The organism is Nostoc sp. DedQUE07 (genome assembly GCF_034530975.2).
Taxonomy (GTDB): Bacteria; Cyanobacteriota; Cyanobacteriia; order Cyanobacteriales; family Nostocaceae; genus Nostoc.
Window position 1 is genome coordinate 38255 of the sequence record NZ_JAVRCC020000023.1, and the last position, 15025, is coordinate 53279.

Here is a 15025-nt window from a genome sequence, read left to right on the forward strand (position 1 = left end):
CCACATTTTAGTGGGGCTACTGTGAGAGCCAGCAGGTAATTATGAAGCTTCAGCCCATCTAGCTGTACGTTGTTGTTTATGAGCTTTACGCCGCTCCCGTACTGCATCCAAATCTTTCAGTCCATACAGACGTTTGGCGTATGCTAGTAGTTCATTGATGGGAGTTTCGCTATAGTCCTGGCGAAACTGAATGTTATGTTTGTTCCAATCAAACTCTTGCTGATTAAAACGTGCTTGACCAGCAAGTTCTCTGCCTGATTCCTCACGTAAAACTTCCAGTACCATTAATCGCACTTTATCCTGATATCCTACTACCTGATCCAACGCTTTTGTTTGTTGCTGATTACGAGTCATTTGAGTCATTTGATTATCCTTTGATTAACGAGTTACTACATCTCATCTGGACAGCATCGACAGATGCCTTCTGAGTTAGAGTTGACTTTTAAATCTCTTCAATTCAGCAGCAATCGCTGCCTTGAATTCTGTTTATTGAATGTGGGTGGATGGGAAATAGAATGCCCCGAATTAGATAATTCAGGGCATTGTAATTAATCGTCAATTTCTATATCTTCGTCATCTTCATCTTGTTCAAAATCGTCATTTATCAAGTCATCAGAGTTGCTACTTAAACCATTGAGTCCGTCCATACGTTTAGACCGAGCAGCTTTATGAGAAGCACGTCTATCTCGTATTTCATCAAGATTATTCAAGCCGTAAAGTTTGCGGGCATAATTCACCAGTTCTTTTAATGGTGTATTTACATAATCCTTACGGAATTGGGAATTGTGTTTGTCCCAATCAAACTCTTGTCCGTTAAATCTGGCTGCTGCTGCTAATTCTCTTCCTGATTCTTCCCGCAATACTTCAATTACCATCAGGTGTACTTTTTCCTGATAAGTCATTACTCGTTCTAAAGCAGGAATATGCCTTTCAATTTTACGTGATGCTTTGGCAGTTTTGCGAACGTTAGCGTTAACCATGAGAATTACTCCTTGATATTTAGTATTTTTCTCATAGAAACAGCATCGAAAGATGCAATTAGCTCCAATTTCAATTCTTTATTCGGCAAAAAAATAACCTGTATTGTTTGAGGCAATACATGGTTATTTTGGGTTATTATTCTGTCAATTACTGAGAATAATTCAGAATTGTTTACTCGTCCTCATCTTCTTCATCTAATTCGTCATCTTCATCTAAATCTTCGTCGAGTTCATCTTCGATATCCTCCTCATCTTCATCCAGGTCTTCGTCCAGTTCGTCATCTAAATCGTCAAGTTCTTCCTCTTCTTGTTCTTGGAAAGAATTACGACGTTCTAGAGATGCGCGGTTGAATTCCACTAAATCTGCTATTGCTTGCTCTGGGTCAGTGCTGATAGTGTCATACAGCATACTCATGAAAATTGCCACTACTTCTGGTGCATATTTGAGTGCATCTGGTTGTCCAAACAATTTAGTAAATAATTTTGTATTCCATTTTTGCCAATCAAACTTTTTGTTACCACCTTTCTTTTTGACCTGAGCAGCAATATCAAGTCCGAGTTTTTCACGCGCTGCATGACCGATTTTAGTTGAAACACGCGAATCCCGTAGCTGCAACTTAACACCATATTCTTTGAAGATTAGGTTCCGCAATTCCTTCAACAATGCTAATGCCTCTTCTTGTGGTGAAGCATTCGCTACCTTTGATTTAGTTGTAGCGGATGTGCCGTTGGTTTTGGCAGATGTTTTAGTATTAGCTGCGTTGCGATTGTTATTGGTTCTAGCTTTAGCGATAGCCATTTTACAGCTTCCTTTAATGAAGTAAATTTTTCACCTCCTTGCCGCAATCGCGGCTTTCACATCCATTTCATTTCAATTTCATTTTTTTGCGATTTAAAACCTGTCTTTGCTGCGACAAATTTATGCTTTTAAGAGATAAAGAAGCGGACTAGGAGCAGTTTCCGAAATTAACACTGTACTGGAGGCGATGCCTGCGGCGGGCGTAGCCATCGCTCTTTTTCACACAAGAAATATAGCCAATCCGTTAGTAATAATTATCCGTGTGGCTAAAGCATCAGTAATAAATTTGCTCTAAAAGGGGAAAGTAAGTTGTTGAAGTCAGATTTATGAAGTTGACAGACTGGCCTGCTCTAGCTAACCAAAATACTCCAATTGTGGCTGTGGAGTATCATACGCCTGACAGAATGCAAATACTACAGCAGTTTTACCATTGGGGTGAAGAACGGTCTTTATCAGTCTTTGTCTGGAATCCTGGTTACTGTGGACTACAGCAATTAATTAAGCATCAAGGTCAGTACATCTTACAGTCAACTAACAGGGGTAAAGATGGGGACATTATTCAGTATCTTCTGGAGGAATATCAACCAGGCATTTATTTACTGGAGGGAGTTCTAAATGAGGGTGATGGTAGCAAAATAAGTCAAAAATGTAGCTATCAATTACTCAATGCCTGTCATCAAGCTCTCTGGTGTCAGCAACATCATTACTGGGTGTTATTGGAAACTTACGTTCAACTACCTCTAGAATTACAGCCTTTTATTCCTATACTGTCAAATCCACTTCCAGACCAACAGCAGGTACAGATGGTTGTGCAGCAGTTTTGTGATACCTGGGTTGGGCGTAGTCATCCCCGGCTTCAGCAGTTTGCGGAGTGCGATAGCGAAGCGCTGCTGCGAAGCGCAGATCGCGATTACCTCGCCGTAGTCGATCGCAATTCTTGGTTAAAGACAACAGAAAAAACATCAGCACTGCAATTGCTCTTTCTTGCCTGTCAGGGTTTACCCATAGGCGAGATAAATATGCTACTACAGCAATGTCTGGGTTTTACAAAGCGGCTTGAGGAAATCGCCCAATTAGTCCTAGAGCATAAAGTTAGCAAACTGCGGGGTCGGGGTTTAGAATACATTGCTCAACCGGATGTACCTTCAGCCGGGGGATTAGATTTACTAGAGAAAAGGTTGGAAACCATTACCTGTCTACTTCAACCTAAAGCAAAGCAATATGGATTAAAGTTTCCCACTGGGATGCTCTTATGGGGGCCACCGGGTACTGGTAAAAGTCTCTCTGCCAAATTAGCAGCTAAAAAAATGGGATTGCCATTGTTAGCAGCTAATTGGGGTGTACTACTGGGCGATCCTCATCCCGACAGAGCATTAAAGGAGTTTATTGCTTTGGTGACTTCCCTTTCTCCTTGTGTACTCTACTGGGATGACTTTGATAAAGGCTTTGCTGGCTGGGACTCCAATGCAGATGGAGGTGTGGCACGGCGGCTATCTGCGGCTTTGTTAACTTGGATGCAAGAGCATCAAGAGCCAGTTTATACCATTGCTACTGTCAATCGCTTGTCAATGCTACCTGCGGAATTAGTGCGCCGTTTTGATGATATCTTTTTTGTGGATTTACCCCATGAAGGGGCAAGATATGAAGTTTTTAATCTACATTTAGCTAAATATTTTCCAGCTTTTCGAGACAATAACTCACCTTGGAGTGATGACCAATGGCGTAGGTTGTTGGCTGAATATCGCATTTGCAGTCCCGCAGAAATTGGTAATGCAGTCCGTCGTTGTGCTGAAGAGGCTTTTTATCAAGGTAGACCTGGGGAAATTGAGTTTGAGGATTTGCTGAAACAGCGACAAGAATTCACACCAGCTATGGAACGAGAGTCAGAACAGATGCAGGCAATTCGCAATCAGGCTATTTATGCTAAACCTGTAGCTAGTCAGGATGTTTCTCGATTTGCTTATCAGCATCGGGAGTTATTTGGGTGATATGAGTGGAATTTTTGAAATTCTGTGGGTTCGGACATAAGATGAAATTCTAACAACGAATTTATAAGGGTTCCAGGCGACGATATTCGCGTATAAGTGAAATCAACTGTGAAGTCTGGGTTTTAGCCAAATAGTCAATTCTGTGACTTACACCATAAGCTGTCCGTAACGGACAACTTATGGTGTAAGTGTGTGGGTTTACAGACTAAGTGAAATTTTTTCAACCTAAGAATAAGGGTTTGAGCAACCTTTTTAGCAGACTAAATGAAATTTTTTTGCGGACTAAGTGAAATTTTCCCCCTAAATTCGCAGACTAAATGAAATTTTCCACCAAATGGGCATAAAACGTTCCAATTCATTACAAAACAAGGCTTTGGAGCAAAAATTCTGTAAGTGGCGATCGCCCTTAGCGACGAAAGAATCAGGGTTACACAAGTAGATTTTCAATTAGTCTGCAACAGAATTTCACTTAGTCCGCACAAATTTCATTTAGTCTGCGAACCGACAGCGGTATTGGTTGAGTCGATGGGGAGTATTATCTCCCGCACCTCTCAGTTAGATCCGAACGTGCCCATTTCTGTGCATTCGGCTCCCGATGTTCTTAGCTTGCGCTTTTGCTCATGTGTTTGTAATCGTGGCAACTCTCATGAATTGCTTCGAGATTATTTTTCTTCCAGTTGGCGTGATTTCCATCGATGTGATGCAGATGAATCCGTTCTTCATCGATAAATTTCAGACCGCAGGAAGCACATTTATGGCTTTGCTTCTTGAGAGCAATAGAGGTTTCGCCGTTGTAGAGCTTGCTGTTACGTTCGCTCCAGTAGGCTATATCTCCGTCATAGGGGGATTTTGTGCCCTTAACCATGACGTGTTTATTTTCGGAGTAAGGAACCATTGGGAATGCTTTCTTTATGAGTTCTGCACTTGAATAGCGATTCTGCTTTGTTTCCTTGTTAAGTACCGCGTATGCTCTGTGATTTAAGAACCAAAGCGAGTGCTTTGAGCCAGTCATATCACAGAACTTGTGGTAGTTTCTCCAGCCTCTAACTATCGGGGCTAGTTTTTCTGCCTTTACGATAGAACCATAATTCGAGTTGTTGACGATGTGTTTTACTTTCTTACGAAACGCTTTAAAGTTATCCACTGAGGGAGTACTTCTAAACTTTCCGTTTTTCTGGACTTTAAAGTTCCAGCCGAGGAAATCAAACCCGTCTGTCGCGGCGGTAACTTTGGTTTTCTTTTGGCTAACATTCATTCCGCGAACGCGGAGGAATTCGGAGATTCTTTCAAGTATCTCTACTGCATCATCTTGGGGACGTAGTATAATAACCATGTCATCCGCATAACGGATTGATGGTTCATTGATATCGTTTTGGGGTGTTTTCTCAGTTACTTTGAGTTGAGTTTTTTTACTACTACCCGACTGTCTATGATATCTGTGGATACTTTCAATCCCGTTGAGTGCGATATTCGCTAGTAATGGACTAACTACTCCCCCTTGCGGGGTTCCTTGTTCAGGGAATTGTGGGTTAACTCCTGCCTTGAGGCATCGGAAAATTCCGAGTTTTAAGCCTTTAGGGGCAATGAGTTCATCCATAATTGTTGAGTGATTAATCCTGTCGAAGCATTTTTCGATATCGAGTTCTATTACTCGTTTTCCTGTTCCGTTCTTACCTGAGTTTAGGTTAGTGAAGATGTACTTTTGTGCATCATGGGCAGAGCGCCCAGTTCTGAACCCGTAGCTCCTAGCGTGGAAAGTTGCTTCGTGTGCTGGCTCTAGTGCATATTTTGCAAGGCATTGCCAAGCTCTATCTGCTATGGTGGGTATCTTAAGCATTCTGATAGTACCGTCCTTTTTAGGGATGGGTATTTCTCGTAAGCCTTGATGTTTCCAGTTTCCGCTATTAACTCTTAACCATTCTTCTAGATAGAAGCGTTCGCTAAAAGTTAGGGATTTTTTGCCATCAATACCAGCCGTCTTTTTACCAGCGTTTAGCTGAGATACTTGTCTTATTGCAAGAAATCGAGCCGAGGTTGATTTTAGAATGAGCTTTTGGAGTGACCGAGCTTTCCGCTTGTCTCCAACTTGAACAGCTTTGTACACGCGCTTTTGAAGGCGGAAAAGGTTACGGCGGAATTTCTTCCACGGTAGAGCTTTCCAAGATTCACTAGTTTTGTAACTGTGTCTAATCATTTTCTCTTCTCTAGTTCATGTATTCTGAACACCTCAGACCAATTACGGTCTGTCCTACCCGACTTGTGAGAGTTCCGTATCCCGTCTTACCTACCTGGGGTTCGACTTCCCCAAGACTCACAAATCGTTTTTATTCGTTCCCTCGGTGAGATTGATTGTTCCGTTAGATGTAGCCAATTCAACTGCTAGATTCCCTGGACTCTTGCCGATACTACGATTTTGTTCGGCGGGGTTAGCTCTAGCGAAGTCAGGGGTTTTATGTTACGCCCTGCTCAAAACTAAGTTGCTTTTCTAGGCTCTGTTTCATCATGGGAACTCCCTATTAGCGCCAGTGTCAGCCCGTAACGGCTGTCTGATTGCTCCCTGTTCCCAGCTTCACTCTACAAGAAACGAGCTTGTTCGGTGTGGGCAGGTAAGGAGTCAATTCTGAGTCTGAATGGTAGGACTTACACCTACATCAAACCGAGAGTTCAACCTTTGATGACAGTAATCTGCTGTCAGGTTGGATTAGTTATGTACGGGCTTATACCGTGATTCACTAATCAACGAATCGCACAATCGTAGTTTTTGTCGGATAAAAGATAAGGGTTACTTATTTTGTATCCGCGATCGGGTATGATGGTTGAAGTCGCAAGTCGCAAGTAAAAATAAAGAAAGATAAAGTACAACGGGTACAAGTATGGATAAAGACACAAATATTACTGACAGAACTAAAGCGTATGCAGTCAGAATCATCAAGGCTTGTAGCTTTCTTGATGAAAAACCGGGTGTTTGCCGTACCCTTTCTAAGCAACTGTTACGTTCTGGTACCAGTATTGGTGCTAATGTACACGAATCTCGTTCGGCTCAGTCTGATAAAGACTTCTTGCACAAAATGGAAATAGCTCTTAAGGAAGCGCGCGAAACTGAGTACTGGTTGGAAATTTTAATTGAATCTGAAGTTGTTGAAAAAGGTAAATTTGATTCGTTGCTTCAAGAAACTAAGGAAATAGTGAGGATACTCATTGCTTCTACTCGCAAAATTAAAGAGAGATTGAATGGCAGCAAATCCAACGGCAGGAGGATGGAAGCGGCAAGCGAGAATTAATAGTTTAACTCCGAATAGAGAATAAAAAATCAAGTCGCAAGTTGCAAGTCGCAAGTCGTAAGTAGTTGTCTTGTTATTAAAAGTATGAAAATATATTTATCAAAAAAGTGAAGGTTCAAAACCTCGCCCCGGAGTGTCTGGCTTGATTCAATACTTGCGACTTGCGACTTGCGACTTGCAACTTCTAATTGGTATTACTTGCGACTTGCGACCTGCGACTTGCGACTTGTGAAGACTTTTAAAGAAGAGAATGAACTATAACGCAGATTCGTTGCCTCCGATTAAACTTATTCCTCTGAACGCTGAAACAGCATCGCTGACTGGGCGCACGGCTAGTACAAGACCACCAACCGATATTCGGTGGGTAAAAGTTCTGGAATTTTTACGCAGCAACAATCTCGCACCCAACAGCCGCAAGCTTTACGAACGCGAACTGAAGCGGTTTTTGGCGTGGAGTGAGCTGCACTATCATGAGCTACGCCCGCGTCACCTTGCACTATATAAAGAGTACCTGCGGGATGAACTGCGGACTGATGCAGGTAATCCCCTTTCAAAAAGCAGTATAAATGCCTCAGTTGCGGCACTCAAAAGCTTTTTTAAATGGATGTGCTATGCGTATCCTGACATTATTGCTACTAATCCCACACTGGGGATTAAACTGGAAAAAGTACCTCTACCACCAGCCCAGAGTTTAACTCCAGAGCAGATGGAGCAGGTATGGTCAGCGTTGGAGTTATTGGGAGAAACAAAACAACGAGATACAGCACTTGTCCACATCCTTAGTCATGGACTTCGGGCTGGGGAAGTTGTGCAGTTAAATGTTGGCTCATTTGATGGCAAGCTGCTGTTTTTACCGGACACCAAAACCAACGAACCACGCTTAGTGCCACTGCGAAAAGAAAGCCGAGAAGTCGTGGCAGATTATTTACAATTACGCTCACAGCAAGGAGAGGTGTTAAACAGCCTTAGTCCACTGATGATTTCACACCATGCTTCATACAAAGGTGAACGCTTGAGTTATCACGGCATTTACTTTGCTGTAGAAAAAATCGGTGAACTAGCTCACATTGAGGATTTGCACCCTCACTCCTTTCGCCACACCTACGCCACTGACTTATTGCTATTGGGAGTTGACCCCAGCCATGCCCGTAAGCTAACGGGACATCAAAGCGATAAAGCGTTTCGGCGCTATACCCTTCGCAGCGAACAAGAAGCTGCGATCGCTGCTTATTATCGCGCCATTGGTGAAGAGGAAGCAGAGTAGATATGCCAAAGCCACTCGATCCCAAATGCCAGTTATGTGCCAAGTTACCAACAGCTAAAGCCAAGGTGCTGCATGGGACAAATGGGGATGGATGCTGGAATCCTAAAGTTTGCCATAATCGCCGCTCATTTTATCGCCACCGCTCCCAGAAGAATTCAGCAGAAATTGATTTAGTAAGAGTCGAACCACCAGCAACATATTTTGCAGTGCTGTATCTATATAAAGAACCGGGGGATAAGCCATTGCACGCCTTGGGCGCAGAACTCTGGCTGGGACAACAGCCTATTTGTCGCTTAGAACCAATTCACTGCTTTGGGTTAACGACGGGTAAAATACGCACTTATACAGATCAGGTTTTACAGGCGTTTGCCAAACAATATAGTGTTTCACTATATCAATATAAAGATATGTTTGAGATTGCCTCAAGCTACTGCCCAGTAAATCCTTGCCCGTTAAGTCCTGAATTTTTTCGATGACCACATACCACCAATTAACAATCTGGGATGTGCTTGATGAGTTGTCCGAATCTCCAACGACATCAACACTAGCACCGATGTGGGAATGTTTAGATGCCGAGCTAGAAAAATTACCCTTAGAGGCACAGTTATTAACCGCAGCGCTTGCCTTCAGCCAAATTGCGGATATTCTTAAGTCTCGTGCAGAAATGCTGTTGCAAGATACGCGCGATCGTAATAACCCAAAGGGGCCAATTGTTAGCACTGATCTCTTTGCTGGGTTAGTGCGGACAACAATGCACTTAGATTTAGATGATTTGATTGAACCGGAAACACCACAAACCTTTAAACCGCATAGATCACACCAATTTTCATCTCCTACTGAGGAGGGCGATTCTGTAGTAGCACCTGTTGAGAAAGCAAATGTTTTGGCAATGCTCGATGAGGTAACGAGTTTAGAAGATATCCACAAGCTGGCGGGTGATGAACATGTGGAAAAATGGCAGAGCGCGATCGCTAACTATCTGATAAATGTAGAAGATGAGATTTCTTTAGTTAAACTCCAACGTGTGTTGCAAATGCCGATGGTAGAAGTATGGTTGGGACTATTGCTGGGTGGGTTTACACTAGAACAGCGTGGTGATTTTTATCACAACCATAATGTCTGGGTGAAAAGCTCAGAAACTATGACCAGCAACAACAGGATTGTACAGCATTCAAAAGTCGGAAGTCGGAAGTGAGTTACTTCCGACTTCCGACTTAATTTACAGCCTTATATTTCCCTTACAACTCAAAATCAAGAGTGAAGGTTTGGTCATCAGAATCCTCTTGCTTAGCGTCTGTAGATGGTTGTGAAGTCGGCTGCTGGAGTCTGTTTTCATCAGTAGTCAGCGGAGTGAAAGCTACTTGTTGTATGGGTAATCCAGCTTTTATAAAAACAAAATAGCAATCAATAATAAAATAAAGCGTCTCCAGGTAACTTTTATCTAGTTTTTGGGATTCTGCAAATATGCGTTCTCGGTAATTATCTTTGAGCCGAATTTTTATCGGAGCCAAGTCTTGTTTGTCTACCATTGTTCTAACTTCACTTAAGAGATGTAGTTGTTGGATTCTTGCTGCTAATGGTTTTTGCCATTTCTAAAAGCCCAAAGACATTCGCTTCCACTGGATTGTCCAGAATTTTAAACCCGTTCTTCTCTAAGAGCTTCTTGAACCCTGGTAACAAGCAACCTCCACCTATCGCCCAGATTTCATCCCCTTGGTGTTTGGCATCAAGTGTCAAATTCACTACTTTCTTCAAATATTTTTCATACCAATCTTTCAAACAAGCACTGTATATATCTTTGATATCGATGTCACGGCTGTACCTGGTATGCCCCATCTCAAGACAAAACCGGATCTTGGAAGCATCCCCAATTTTTCCTCCATTTAAATGTTTCATTTTTTGGGAAATATCATCGAGAAGAACTTCTACACCGATGGGGTAGGCGGTGTGAACTTCTCTTTTTCCCTGGTTGTAACGAGAATACAGGGTCGTACCATTACCAAAGTCTAAAATAGTTAATTTTTTCGGTAATTGATGCCCAAACAATGCACCCATCCCTTCTAGTACTACTTTCAACACTTCTACTTTCACTTCTGATTGTTTGCCAGCAAGTATCGGCTGATATTCTCCACTTAGTACTTTTTGCAATTCATCAGCCAAACCAATATCATGTAAGCTAACGACTAATTTTAAATGCCAAGCCCTACGGTGTGGTAGATGTGCCAATGCACCCAATAATGTCAACAACGCATTATTGACTTTATTTTTATTGTTATCGGTGTTGCGGTCAAAATAATTCCCTGTACGGAAAGCTGATTCTCCAACAGTGTAAGCACTACCGTTAAAAACTACCCTCCCTGGTACGTCTTCCATTTCGGCTGTGGAAATATAACTAGGCACACGAACGACTTCAAAGCCATCGACTAAAAGTTTCAGGCTTCCGTAACCGTTGTCAAAGCCAGCAGGAAAAATTTTTTGCAAGGTATGAATGTTTGACACAGGCTTCAAGTTAATACGTTTTTATTTGTAAAAGTTATCCGTTCAGGTGATATAGAAAAGTAGGTAAAAGAAAAATAACTTGCTATAAGTTTTTGCCCAGACCTCTGTCCCTTTTTTATTTAACCTCAAGAGCTTATCATACCTTCTTGGGGGCTAAGTGGGGTACATTTAACTCTTTTGTACTTTGTACCCCACTTAGCCCCTATAAGTACCCTATATAGGAGTCAAATTTGCATCAAACTCCTAAATCATCTTTGGGGTGCATATAGCCCCCACATAGCCCCCAAGGTAGTTTTTGAAGTGTTTTTATGAATAAAAGAAAATTAGTTTACTAGATTAGAACATTACTAATTTTTACCATTTCGTAATGACTAAATTCTGTCTTGACTAAAATCAGTAATAAGTAAACAGGCTAAAAACCTATATTTACAGTTATCTTCCCGAATAGTAGGGCTTTTTGGGAGCTAAAATAATTACTAAATAGCGCTCCACAAAATTTAGTCACTCTTAAATGACTAAATTGTATAATGACTAAATAATGCAAAAATGACATTATGCATTATGATATTGACTAATTTACACAATGCTGATGGTAGTCAGTAAAATGTTAATTCTTACTTGTGCATCCTTGTCCGGTGGCCAGGGAAAAACAACTGTTGCAATCTTGTTGGGTAGAATGCTTGCTCAAACAGGACAGCGTGTACTGATGATTGATGCCGATCCCCAAGCGAACCTAACTTTTTACCTGGGACACGAAGTTCAGCAGAATCAACCCACGCTTCTAGAAGTTCTCAAAAAACAGATCAATACTGAAGACGGTATTTATGAAATCGGAGAAAACCTATGGTTAATTCCTGCTGATGATGGATTAGATAATGCTCAAGAATTTTTGTCTGGGAGCGGTATGGGAGCTATTGTTCTGAGCAAACGCTTAAAAGAGGTATCAGATTTATTCCAATACTGCATTGTCGATGCGCCACCTCAGCGATCGCAAATCTGCCTTACATCGTTGGGGGCTGCTGACCGTATCATTATTCCTGTAGAAGCATCATCCAAGGGTGTCAATTCTCTCATCCGAACTCTGAGTTTAGTTGAGGAACTTCAAGAAATTGATGCTTTTTCAGGGATAGTGCTTGGCATCTTGCCATTCAGAGATAAATGGGTAGGTAATAACCAAGTCGCACAAAGTAAGGCGAGTATCAGTGCAATGCGAACAATTGCCGAAGGAATAGTCGTTTTACCTTCAATTTTAGAATCTGAACAATTTAAAAAGGCCATAGATAAAGGTGTAAGTTTGTCCTCTCTAGGCTTTGAACAACTCGAAACTCCCTTCCAACAAATTATCGAGAGGTTACAAAAGAATGTCTGATGTTTTTGAGCGCCTTAAGAAAAAGACACGTCCAAGTGTTCCAGCACGGGATACAACACTTGTAAAAGTACAACATGATAACTTACTAAATGACGAAATTACTGAATTTAGTCATTTACCTGAAAAACCAAAACCAGATTTAGATAGTGAGGAAGTTATAAACGATAAGGTAAGCACTTCTAATCAAGAACAGCAGTTAGAGTTACCCCAGATCATCAGGCGAACAATCAGGTTAGAACAGGACATTGATACCAACCTAGATAGCTTTTGCAATGTAAATAAAATTACTAGAGATACTTTCCTAGAAGCTGCATTTCTCGTCTGCTCAGAAAATGAGGAATTATTGCAAGAGGTACTAAAGCAAGCTAGAAAACGTTATCAACAGCGTAAACAAGCTGGTGAACAACGCAAATTTCAGACATTGGCTAAGAAAATCAACGTTAACGATTAAGTTAACCGATACCTTTTTGCTAACATTCATTAACAAATACACTCTTGGAGAGAGGGCGTATCAACCAATGCACGAAGGAAAATCCCTCGCGCACCATTTAGATCCCGGCTCATCACTTGCCCATCAGATGGAGACTTGACGAATTTAGCGCCACCAAGATTGGGGATTATTTCACCAGTCCAACTGACTGTTTTTGATGTGTATGCCTCGTTAACATCCATAACTGACTTGCTAGTTTCAAAAGCTTTGTGTTTAAGAAACTGCTTAAATCGGTAGTGGGAGAGTGTTAACATCTGGCGTACTGACTTTGACCTAATTCGCCGCTTTGCTTTCTTAGACATCTGAGATGTTTCAAAAGTTGGTAGCAAAATAATGTCAAAGTTGTCAACCAAAAATCGAGCAGTTTTCTTGTGCAGTTCGTCTACAAGATTTTTGATTTTACCTCGTAGTGAACTTGCCGCAAGTTTCATTCTTCTTTTCTGTTTGCATTTAGCTTTGGTGAGTTTAGAAATTAACTTATCTAAGCGGAAGCATAGCTTCTGAATTTGCAAATTAGCAGCTGTTCCAATTTCACCAAAACTAGATTCAGAAAAGAATGTGATAAACGTCCTGATGCCGGGGTCAAGTGCCACAACGCGTCCTTGGTTATCAGATTTTTCTTGTGGCACGTTCTCTGGAACTGTCAGATAGTAATCACGGTAGGCAAATATTAAACGACAGTCGCCAAAGCTTTGCGGCAAGGCTTCTTTGAAGATTGCCTCACCTAATATAGTGTGGTAAATACCTAAGTCTTTTACCGCAGACTTGGGAATGTAGCAAGATTGTACAGTGTCTTTCCTTGACCTAAATCTAACCTTGCTAATACCACCACCATTTTTAAATTTTTTCTTGGCGTTACTAACAGCTTTACAGGCATCTTTGATGGCGATTGATTTAATTTGATAAGGGACTGATTTACTCCATTCTGGTAGTCCATTCAATATGTCAGTCTTAATCGCTTTCCAGTTAGCCTTGATGCTAGAATCTTGCAGCGATTTAACAGTAGTGTTATAGACAAATCTAGACACACCAAACCAAGATTTAAGAATCTGCCTTTGTGCCGCCGTGAGGAAGATCCGGATCTTCCTTGATTTTTTTACTGTACTTCCTGAATCCGTGCATCCGACAAGAGAAGACGTAGAGGATGGAGAGAAGATCCGAGGTAAGTTCTGATTCGGGGCAGTGTACAGTATTGTCGAGAACCACGATTTGTCCACCGTTTTGCTCGACCATGTACTGAATAAGCTCGAATCCAAACCTTGCGAGCCGGTCACGACAGGCAATAACAAGCGTGAGCTTATCTCCTCGCATAAGTCTGTCCAATAAGGCTTGCAGTCCTTTCCGCTTGAAGTTGATTCCACTGCCAATGTCTTTGATAGCGAAGCGTTAGCGACGTAAGGAGCGTCTGATTTCGGCATCTGGGTAGAGTGATTGCATGTAAGCAATTTGTCTACCAAGGTCGTCTCGTTGTTTGGTTGAACTGACTCGGCAGTAACAAATAAAGGAGAGCTTCTGGCTTGCACCACGGAGGTAAGACTCGACGTTAAACAGTCTTTGCCCTGCCTCGTTTTTGATGCTTTCGATCTTGCCATTACCTGCGTACTTCTTTAAAGTGTTTGGATGCAGTCCAAGTCTTTTGACTGCTTCTCGTAGTGGTATGGTTTATGTACCACTACGAGAAGCATTTGTTAGTATACGTAATCTATTGTTAGCAAATAGTTAGCTATTGGCTAACCCTAATCCATCCGTGAGAGGTTAAGGTAATTGCACTAATATCTGGGATGTTGTAGGAAAAAGCAGTAATTCTCATAATGAGAATTGCTGGATATTTGCAACTTGGTGGATAATTACTCTTAGTTAAATTCTATTGCAAAGGGTGAGTTATAAAGCTTTAAGGAACTGCACTGGTTCTGTAGCCTCACGGCTGTTATTCACAAAAATATCAGCAATTAGTCGTAAAACTTCAGCTTGTTCTTCTGGAGGTGCTTCAGCAATCAGCGATCGCAGGCTAATTCCTGGCCTCTGACCAAATAACTCAGATAAATACCACACCCTAGCTTCTACCGGAATAGCCAAAAGTAGCGCTATTAGTTTTGATGCTCCTAGATCCGCCTTCCCGCGACGAAAGCGGGATAACATTACTTCTGACACTTTAGCCTGTTCAGCAGTTTTCTTCGCTTCCAAATTGAAGCGATTCATCATCTCATCGAATAACTGCTGATAACTTTGTGTTTTTTCTGATACAAAACTTTGCATTGCTTTGCTAATTATACTTAAGTTTAACGGTTATACTATTTGATGTTTGATTAAACGACAACGATGATGTATACCCTAATCTTACCAAACTCTTGCTAG

General features: G+C 41.5%; 16 protein-coding genes. 7 read left to right on the forward strand and 9 right to left on the reverse strand.

Annotated features, from left to right (window positions below):
* Positions 1-39: 39 nt before the first annotated feature.
* The 3 genes from RMZ95_RS18335 to RMZ95_RS18345 form a co-directional block, all read right to left on the reverse strand.
* Positions 40-363, reverse strand: coding sequence for a hypothetical protein (locus RMZ95_RS18335; RefSeq protein ID WP_409883030.1), 324 nt, complete (start codon positions 361-363; stop codon positions 40-42).
* A 185-nt stretch (positions 364-548) separates the two neighbouring features.
* Positions 549-980 carry a hypothetical protein gene (locus RMZ95_RS18340; protein WP_069069520.1) on the reverse strand — a complete coding sequence of 144 codons (432 nt, stop codon included), beginning with the start codon at positions 978-980 and terminating at the stop codon, positions 549-551.
* 172 nt (positions 981-1152) lie between these two features.
* A complete protein-coding gene (locus RMZ95_RS18345; RefSeq protein WP_409883033.1) occupies positions 1153-1779 on the reverse strand; it encodes a primosomal protein in 627 nt (208 codons plus the stop codon).
* A 326-nt stretch (positions 1780-2105) separates the two neighbouring features.
* Here RMZ95_RS18345 and RMZ95_RS18350 point away from each other — a divergent pair, with 326 nt between their 5' ends.
* Positions 2106-3767, forward strand: coding sequence for an AAA family ATPase (locus RMZ95_RS18350; RefSeq protein WP_409883035.1), 1662 nt, complete (start codon positions 2106-2108; stop codon positions 3765-3767).
* A gap of 601 nt (positions 3768-4368) precedes the next feature.
* Here RMZ95_RS18350 and RMZ95_RS18355 read toward each other — a convergent pair.
* Positions 4369-5961 carry a group II intron reverse transcriptase/maturase gene (locus RMZ95_RS18355; RefSeq protein ID WP_409883037.1) on the reverse strand — a complete coding sequence of 531 codons (1593 nt, stop codon included), beginning with the start codon at positions 5959-5961 and terminating at the stop codon, positions 4369-4371.
* Positions 5962-6640: 679 nt separating this feature from the next.
* On the opposite strand from RMZ95_RS18355, the gene RMZ95_RS18360 reads away from it, so the two are divergent.
* The 4 genes from RMZ95_RS18360 (at position 6641) to RMZ95_RS18375 (ending at position 9507) form a co-directional block, all read left to right on the forward strand.
* Positions 6641-7048, forward strand: a complete 408-nt coding sequence (locus RMZ95_RS18360; protein WP_409883039.1) for a four helix bundle protein — start codon at positions 6641-6643, stop codon at positions 7046-7048.
* A 250-nt stretch (positions 7049-7298) separates the two neighbouring features.
* On the forward strand, positions 7299-8312 hold the full coding sequence (locus RMZ95_RS18365; protein WP_409883041.1) for a tyrosine-type recombinase/integrase: 1014 nt from the start codon (positions 7299-7301) through the stop codon (positions 8310-8312).
* A gap of 2 nt (positions 8313-8314) precedes the next feature.
* Positions 8315-8788, forward strand: coding sequence for a hypothetical protein (locus tag RMZ95_RS18370; protein ID WP_409883043.1), 474 nt, complete (start codon positions 8315-8317; stop codon positions 8786-8788).
* A complete protein-coding gene (locus RMZ95_RS18375; RefSeq protein ID WP_409883045.1) occupies positions 8785-9507 on the forward strand; it encodes a hypothetical protein in 723 nt (240 codons plus the stop codon). Before RMZ95_RS18370 ends, RMZ95_RS18375 begins: the two co-directional genes overlap by 4 nt.
* A gap of 43 nt (positions 9508-9550) precedes the next feature.
* On the opposite strand, the gene RMZ95_RS18380 is transcribed toward RMZ95_RS18375, so the two are convergent.
* Positions 9551-9841: a hypothetical protein gene (locus RMZ95_RS18380; protein WP_409883047.1), complete on the reverse strand. Its 291-nt coding sequence runs from the start codon at positions 9839-9841 to the stop codon at positions 9551-9553.
* Positions 9842-9851: 10 nt separating this feature from the next.
* A complete protein-coding gene (locus tag RMZ95_RS18385; RefSeq protein ID WP_409883049.1) occupies positions 9852-10811 on the reverse strand; it encodes a ParM/StbA family protein in 960 nt (319 codons plus the stop codon).
* 604 nt (positions 10812-11415) lie between these two features.
* Here RMZ95_RS18385 and RMZ95_RS18390 point away from each other — a divergent pair.
* Positions 11416-12180 carry a ParA family protein gene (locus tag RMZ95_RS18390; RefSeq protein ID WP_409883051.1) on the forward strand — a complete coding sequence of 255 codons (765 nt, stop codon included), beginning with the start codon at positions 11416-11418 and terminating at the stop codon, positions 12178-12180.
* Positions 12173-12631, forward strand: a complete 459-nt coding sequence (locus RMZ95_RS18395; protein ID WP_409883053.1) for a hypothetical protein — start codon at positions 12173-12175, stop codon at positions 12629-12631. The genes RMZ95_RS18390 and RMZ95_RS18395 overlap by 8 nt, the downstream gene beginning before the upstream one ends.
* Before the next feature lie 29 nt (positions 12632-12660).
* Here RMZ95_RS18395 and RMZ95_RS18400 read toward each other — a convergent pair whose 3' ends face one another.
* The 3 genes from RMZ95_RS18400 to RMZ95_RS18410 all read right to left on the reverse strand — a co-directional run bounded on the left by RMZ95_RS18400 (position 12661) and on the right by RMZ95_RS18410 (position 14926).
* Entirely contained in the window at positions 12661-13827 is a 1167-nt protein-coding gene (locus tag RMZ95_RS18400) for an RNA-guided endonuclease InsQ/TnpB family protein (protein WP_409883149.1), read from the reverse strand.
* Positions 13712-13993 carry a recombinase family protein gene (locus RMZ95_RS18405; RefSeq protein ID WP_409883055.1) on the reverse strand — a complete coding sequence of 94 codons (282 nt, stop codon included), beginning with the start codon at positions 13991-13993 and terminating at the stop codon, positions 13712-13714. Before RMZ95_RS18405 ends, RMZ95_RS18400 begins: the two co-directional genes overlap by 116 nt.
* 558 nt (positions 13994-14551) lie before the next feature.
* A complete protein-coding gene (locus RMZ95_RS18410; RefSeq protein WP_069069515.1) occupies positions 14552-14926 on the reverse strand; it encodes a hypothetical protein in 375 nt (124 codons plus the stop codon).
* Positions 14927-15025 lie beyond the last annotated feature (99 nt).